The sequence below is a fragment of the Planctomycetota bacterium genome (genome assembly GCA_039182125.1).
Taxonomy (GTDB): Bacteria; Planctomycetota; Phycisphaerae; order Tepidisphaerales; family Tepidisphaeraceae; genus JBCDCH01.
Window position 1 is genome coordinate 1 of sequence record JBCDCH010000119.1, and the last position, 6,291, is coordinate 6,291.

The 6,291-nt window shown below is 64.7% G+C and carries 6 protein-coding genes; all 6 read left to right on the top strand.

The window, feature by feature from the left end; genetic code table 11:
* Window positions 1-976 (top strand): glycosyltransferase (locus tag AAGD32_18130; GenBank protein ID MEM8876168.1); only part of this gene is annotated, 976 nt, incomplete at its 5' end.
* A gap of 7 nt (window positions 977-983) precedes the next feature.
* Window positions 984-2,000 (top strand): hypothetical protein, encoded by a 1,017-nt coding sequence (locus tag AAGD32_18135; GenBank protein ID MEM8876169.1) that lies wholly within the window; start codon window positions 984-986, stop codon window positions 1,998-2,000.
* A gap of 66 nt (window positions 2,001-2,066) precedes the next feature.
* Window positions 2,067-2,903 carry a hypothetical protein gene (locus AAGD32_18140; GenBank protein ID MEM8876170.1) on the top strand — a complete coding sequence of 279 codons (837 nt, stop codon included), beginning with the start codon at window positions 2,067-2,069 and terminating at the stop codon, window positions 2,901-2,903.
* Between the two features lie 25 nt (window positions 2,904-2,928).
* Window positions 2,929-4,302, top strand: a complete 1,374-nt coding sequence (locus tag AAGD32_18145) for a dipeptidase (GenBank protein MEM8876171.1) — start codon at window positions 2,929-2,931, stop codon at window positions 4,300-4,302.
* Between the two features lie 2 nt (window positions 4,303-4,304).
* On the top strand, window positions 4,305-4,859 hold the full coding sequence (rfbC, locus tag AAGD32_18150; GenBank protein MEM8876172.1) for a dTDP-4-dehydrorhamnose 3,5-epimerase: 555 nt from the start codon (window positions 4,305-4,307) through the stop codon (window positions 4,857-4,859).
* Window positions 4,860-4,918: 59 nt separating this feature from the next.
* The gene (locus AAGD32_18155) at window positions 4,919-6,205 is read left to right on the top strand and encodes a DUF4910 domain-containing protein (GenBank protein ID MEM8876173.1); all 1,287 of its coding nucleotides are present in this window, start codon (window positions 4,919-4,921) and stop codon (window positions 6,203-6,205) included.
* The last annotated feature ends 86 nt before the right edge of the window (window positions 6,206-6,291 follow it).

Here is a 6,291-nt window from a genome sequence, read left to right on the forward strand (position 1 = left end):
CGCCCGCAACCGCGCCGGGATGTACATGGGCTTTAACGGCACGGCCGGGGTCTGGCGTCGCCAGGCCATCGTTGACGGCGGGGGCTGGGAGCACGACACGCTCACCGAAGACCTCGACCTGTCATATCGCGCACAGCTCAACGGTTGGAACTTCGTGTACCTCCCGCAGTACGCCGCGCCCGCCGAACTTCCGCCAGAGATCCTCGCCTTCAAACAGCAGGCCCACCGCTGGACCAAGGGCAGTGTGCAGACCGGCATGAAGCTCCTGCCGCGCATTCTCCGCAGTCCCCAGCTTCCGTATGCGATCAAGTCCGAAGCATTTTTCCACCTGACCAACACGATCGTCCACCCGCTGATGGTGATCCTCACGATCCTGGTCTACCCGGCGTTCATCGCCGTGTCCGGCCCGCTTAAGGATTACCCGTTGGCCGGCATGCTCTTCGGCATCACGATGTTCATCCTCGCGACCTGCGGGGCCAGCACGTTCTTCATCGTGGCCCAGCGTGAGCTCTTCGGAAAGTCGTCGTTCTTCCGCACGCTACTGCATCTGCCGTTCCTCATGGCTCTCGGCGTGGGCATGTCGCTGTCCAACGCTAAGGCCGTTCTCGAAGGCGTCTTCCAGGACCGCCACTCCAAGCGGAACGAGTTTGTCCGCACGCCCAAGTTCGGCGTCACCGGCAAACACGCCCACACCGCGCCCGTCGACGAGCCGACGCTCAACGACAAGCCCGCCTCCGACGACCTGCACTGGTGGCTCAAGAAGCTCCCATTACCGATGCTCGAAATCGCGTTCGGCACCTACATGCTGACCTTCATTTTCATCAGCATCTGGTACAGCTTCGCCACGGCGTCGATCCCGTTCACCGGCATGTTCGCCGCGGGCTACTTCTACGTCGGCTTCACGAGCCTGCGCAGCCTTTGGATCCTCCACGAAGACCGCGTCGCCGCCCGCGAAGCGGCGGCCGAGGTGGCGTGAGCCGGGCGTGAAAGACCTGCTCGCCAGAACGCTCCGCGACGTGGCCGCTGAGGGTACGGCCGGCGAGGTCGCCTACGCCATTCGCAAACTCCTCGCGTGCGATTCTCCGGCGGCTGTCGCCACCGTGGTCTGCGGCCTGACGCTCGGTACCGCCGCCCCGGTCCTGATCCCGGCACTACTGCTCGTCGGCCTGCACCTGCTCACCGCCCGGGGTGAGCGGAAGCAAGCTGAATCGTTCGACGAGCACTGCAACGACGTCCTCGCCCAACTCGACACGCTCCGCACCGGCGTCCGCACGGCCGCCGAAGTCGCCGACGATGTCTCGGCTCTGATCGAACGCCGCACATGGGTCTGGGCCAAGATTGACGGCCGCGAGATACATCTCATTGCCCAACGCGTCCGTGACGAGATCGTTACTACCCTCGACAACGCCGGCTTCGCCGCCCACGCCGACAACGCCCGCGTCTACTTCGAGACCATCCTCGCCGAGTTCGACAAACTCCACGAACGCCACGATGATACCCAGGAAAAGATCGACGACGCCGTGCGACAGGTTCTCGCGGCTATAGAAGCGAACAAGCAACCCGGCGTGGACCCGACGCAAACGGTGTATCCGCCGGAAGTCATCAAGGCCGCGCAACTGCTCATGGAGCGTGGTGACAAGGAGCAGCGTGCGCTGGCCGAGACAATCGCCCGCCGCCACGATGAGGCCGACCGTCTGCTGGACGAACTCCTCGCCGACCCGCTCGCCGAAACCGTTCGTCTACTCACCCGCAAGGGCGACAACTGGTACGCCGCCGGTGAGTTCGACAAGGCTATCGAGCCGTACGAGCAAGTCTTCGCCCTTTGCCCCGACGATTTAACCGCCCGAAACAACGTTACGCGAGCTCACGGTCAAGCTCGCCTCGGCGATGTGACTGAGCATGGCCAACGAGCCATCGAGGTCGCCACTGGCACACTCGAGCTCGTGCAGGCCGGATCGCCGGATTGGGCGATGACGCAGAACAACCTCGGCGTGGTGTGAGGAGATATTCCGACGGGCGACCGTGGGAAGAATCTGTGTCACGCAATCGAGGCGTACGAGTTGGCGTTGACGGTCCGCACCCGTGATGCCACGCCATCGCAGTGGGCGATGACGCAGAACAACCTCGGCACAGCGTGGAAGAACCTTCCGACCGGCGACCGTGGGAAGAATCTGTGTCACGCAATCGAGGCGTACGAGTTGGCGTTGACGGTCCGCACCCGTGACGCCGCGCCATCGCAGTGGGCGATGACTCAGAATAACCTCGGCGTGGTGTGGGCAAACCTGCCAATGGGCGACCGTGAAGAGAACCTGCGGCGGGCGATCGAGGCGTATGAGTTGGCGTTGACGGTCTACACCCGCGACGCCGTGCCCTGGGAATGGGCGGTGACGCAGAACAACCTCGGCGGCGCGTGGCGAAAGATGCCGACAGGTGACCGTGGTGAGAACCTGTGGCGCGCGATGGAGGCGTTTGAGTTGGCGTTGAAGATCCGTTCGCGCGACGCCGCACCGTCGGCTTGGGCGATGACGCAGAACAACCTCGGTAACGTGTGGACCGAGGTGCGGACGGGGGATCGTGGTGAGAACCTACAGAGCGCGATTGAGGCGTACGAGTTGGCGTTGACGGTCTATACCCGGGACACCGCGCCGTCGGAGTGGGCGACGACGCAGAACAACCTTGCGATCGCCTTGACCGACTTGGCGGAAATCGAGGAGCACGATCGGTGCGTGTTGCTGCGTCGGGCGATCGCTTCTTCCGAAGGTGCTTTGGAGATTTGGACATCGGAGGCGTTTCCGCACAATCATTCTCGGACCGCAAAAAACCTAGCCATCGACGTCTGCCGCTTCCTCGAACTCGGCTGTGGGACGCAGGCCGATGTCGATGCGATCGAGCCGGCGACTTGAGGCGGGGTGGGCGTAGGATCGTCGCATGCTCGACGATGTGCTCTCGACGGTAGCGGCTCGCCATGATGCTTCGCTCTCGGCGCTCAAGGAATGGCTCGCCATTCCGTCTGTTTCTGCGCAGCCGGATCACAAGGCGGACATGATGCGGGCCGCGCAATGGCTCGCCGATCAGCTGAAGTTCGCCGAGCTCGAAACATCGATCATGCCGACGCCGGGGCACCCGATCGTGGTGGCGAAGAACAAGCATGTGCCCGGTCGGCCGACGGTGCTGTTCTACGGGCACTACGACGTTCAGCCGGCCGAGCCGTTGGAGCTTTGGGAGACGCCGGCGTTCGAGCCGACGGTGCGGGATGGGAAACTCTTTGCCCGCGGGGCCTCGGATGATAAGGGCCAGGTCTGGTGCCACGTCGCGGCGATCCAGGCGTGGCAGGCCCACGGTGGCGTGCCGGTGAACCTGACCGTGCTCGTCGAGGGCGAGGAGGAAGTCGCCTCGGCGAACCTCGAAGGTTTTCTGCGGAGCTACGCCGAGGACCTGCGGGCGGACGTCGCGCTCATCAGCGACACCGGCATGTTCGACGCCGACACGCCCGCGATCACGACCGGCCTGCGCGGCCTCATGTACGCCGAGGTGACGGTGCAGGGCGCGAAGTCCGATCTGCACAGCGGTTTGTACGGCGGGGCGGTGCCCAACCCCTGCAACGTCCTTTGCCAACTGCTCGGTTCGCTCAAGGACGCGGACAACCGGGTCACGATTCCCGGTTTCTACGATGATGTGCAGGAGCCGGCCGCCGATGAGTTGGCCGCATGGTCCAAGCTCGACCGCAGTGACGAAGCGCTCGCCAACGAACTCGGGTTGAAGAAGCTCGACGGCGAGGCCGGCCGGTCCACGCTCGAGCGGCTCTGGTCCCGACCGACATGCGACGTCAACGGCATCCTCGGCGGCTACACCGGTGAAGGTGCGAAGACCGTCCTGCCAAGCAAGGCCATGGGCAAGGTTAGTTTCCGCCTCGTCCCCGCTCAGGACCCGAAGAAGATCCAAGCCGCGTTCGAGCAACAGCTACGCGCGCAGGCTCCGGACTCGGTCGAACTGTCGTTCAGGTACTTCGGTGCAGAGCCGGCGGCGCTGACGCCGGCGGATTCACCGGCGATGACGCTCGCGCGGCAGGCCGTCGAAATCGGCTTTGGCAAAGAACCCGCTCTCATCTGCGGTGGCGGCTCCATCCCCGTCGTCGGCCTGCTCAAGCAACAGCTCGGCCTCGACACGTTGCTCGTCGGCTTCGGCCTCGGCGACGACAACCTGCACGCGCCCAACGAAAAGTTCGACCTTGTCCAGCTCCAGAATGGCACCGCGACCGCAGCCGCGCTCTACGGCAAGCTCGCCGATTTGCCGATGAAATGAACATGCAGTTCACCGCGAGCAAACTCGACGGCGCGTGGATCATCGACGTTCAGCGGTTCGACGACGAGCGCGGTTTCTTCGCCCGCACATGGTGCAAGAAGACGCTCGCCGAGCGCGGCCTCGACACCGGTGCCGAGCAGATGGGCATCGCCTTCAACACGCACAAGCACACGCTCCGCGGCATGCACTACCAAGCCGACCCGCACGCCGAGACCAAGTTCGTCCGCTGCACCCAGGGTGTGATCTGGGATTGCATCATCGACCTGCGACCGGGGTCACCGACGTTCAGGCAATGGGACGCGGTCGAGCTGTCGGCGCTGAACCGGCGAACGTTTTATGTGCCGAAGGGGTTCGCGCACGGCTATCTGACGCTGACGGAGAACGCCGAGGTGACGTACCTGATGACGACGGCGTACGAGCCTGGGGCCGGCCGTGGCGTGCGGTGGGATGATCCGGCGTTCGGCATTGATTGGCCGGCCAAGCCGGCGGTGATCAACGACCGTGACGCGACTTACGGTGACTTCCGACCGAACCGTGTTGCGGGGCAACGCGGCTAAGCGCATAGTTGCAGTTCACCCAGCTGCGTTGCTCCGCAACGCGGTTCGAATATTCGATCATGATCGAACTCCTCGAACAGCTCTACGCGATCAAAGGCCGCAGTATCACCGGGCCGGGACTGCGGGCGACGCTGGACGCAATCGGCCGTGAGGTGAACGGGCTCGGAGAGTGGCAACGCCATTCGGTCCGTAGCGGCGAAGCGTTGTTCGACTGGACGGTACCGAACGAATGGACGCTGCGTCGGGCGACGTGTGTGTCCGACGACGGCGCTATGCTCGCGGACACCGATGTGCACGACCTTCACGTCGTGAACTACAGCACGCCGGGGCGGTACGAGGGCACGATTGGCGAACTGGCCGACGCGGGGTTGATCCGGTCACGCGCCGATCGGCCGGATGACCTGCCATATGTCACGAGCTACTACAACGCGGCCTCGGCGATCACGTTGCCGGCGAACGTTGTGGACGCCGAGCGCGACACGCGCGTGACGGTCGAGATCGACACGACGCTGGAGCCGGGCGTGATGGACTTCGGCGAGCTGGTGTTGCCGGGGAAGTCGGAAGATACCGTCCTGTTCTCAGCGCACTGTTGCCACCCGCAGCTGGCCAACGACAACCTCGCGTCGATCGCGGTGCTGGCGGCGCTGGCCGAGACGCTGACTCAGTGGGGCGAGCTTCGGCACACGTACCGGTTCGTGTTCGCGCCCGGGACGATCGGTGCGTTGGGTTGGTTGTGGCGAAATCAGCGGCGCGTCGATCGGATTGTCGCGGGCTTGGTGCTTGCATGTGCGGGGGATCGCGGCGGCCTCGTGTACAAGCGGTGTCGCCGGCCCGATGCCGAGGGTGACCGCTGGCTTGCCGAGAAGGGGCGACGCGACGGGCGCTTGGAGGTCCGCGAGTTCACGCCTTTCGACTACGACGAACGTCAATACAACAGTCCCGGTTTTGACCTGCCCATCGGCCGACTCACGCGTAGCCCCAACGGTGAGTATCCGCAGTACCACACCTCGGGCGACGACCTCTCACTGGTCCGCGAATCGTTCATGAGCGACACGCTCGAACTGCTCTTGGCGTGGGTGATGGAGTTGGAGGAGTCGGGGGCGTGGCGTTTGGAGCCGACCTTTGGCGGCGAGGTCGGGCCGTTGCGAGTGGACGGCCGCGGTGAGCCGCAGTTGGGCAAGCACGGGTTATACGACGCGGGCGTGCCGATGTCGGCGGTGCTTTGGTGTTTGAACCTCGCCGACGGGCATCACCCGCCGGCGGCGATGGCGGAGCGGGGTGGGTTGTCGGTAGAGGAGATCGATGCGGCGCTGGGGATGTTGCGGGAGCGCGGGTTGCTCGTTTGAGCGGCGGCCAACCGGGGCCAGGTTAAGAAGCACCCCGTGGTGGCCCCACAAAAATGATCGACCCCGGGAAACCCCCCCCGCCCCCC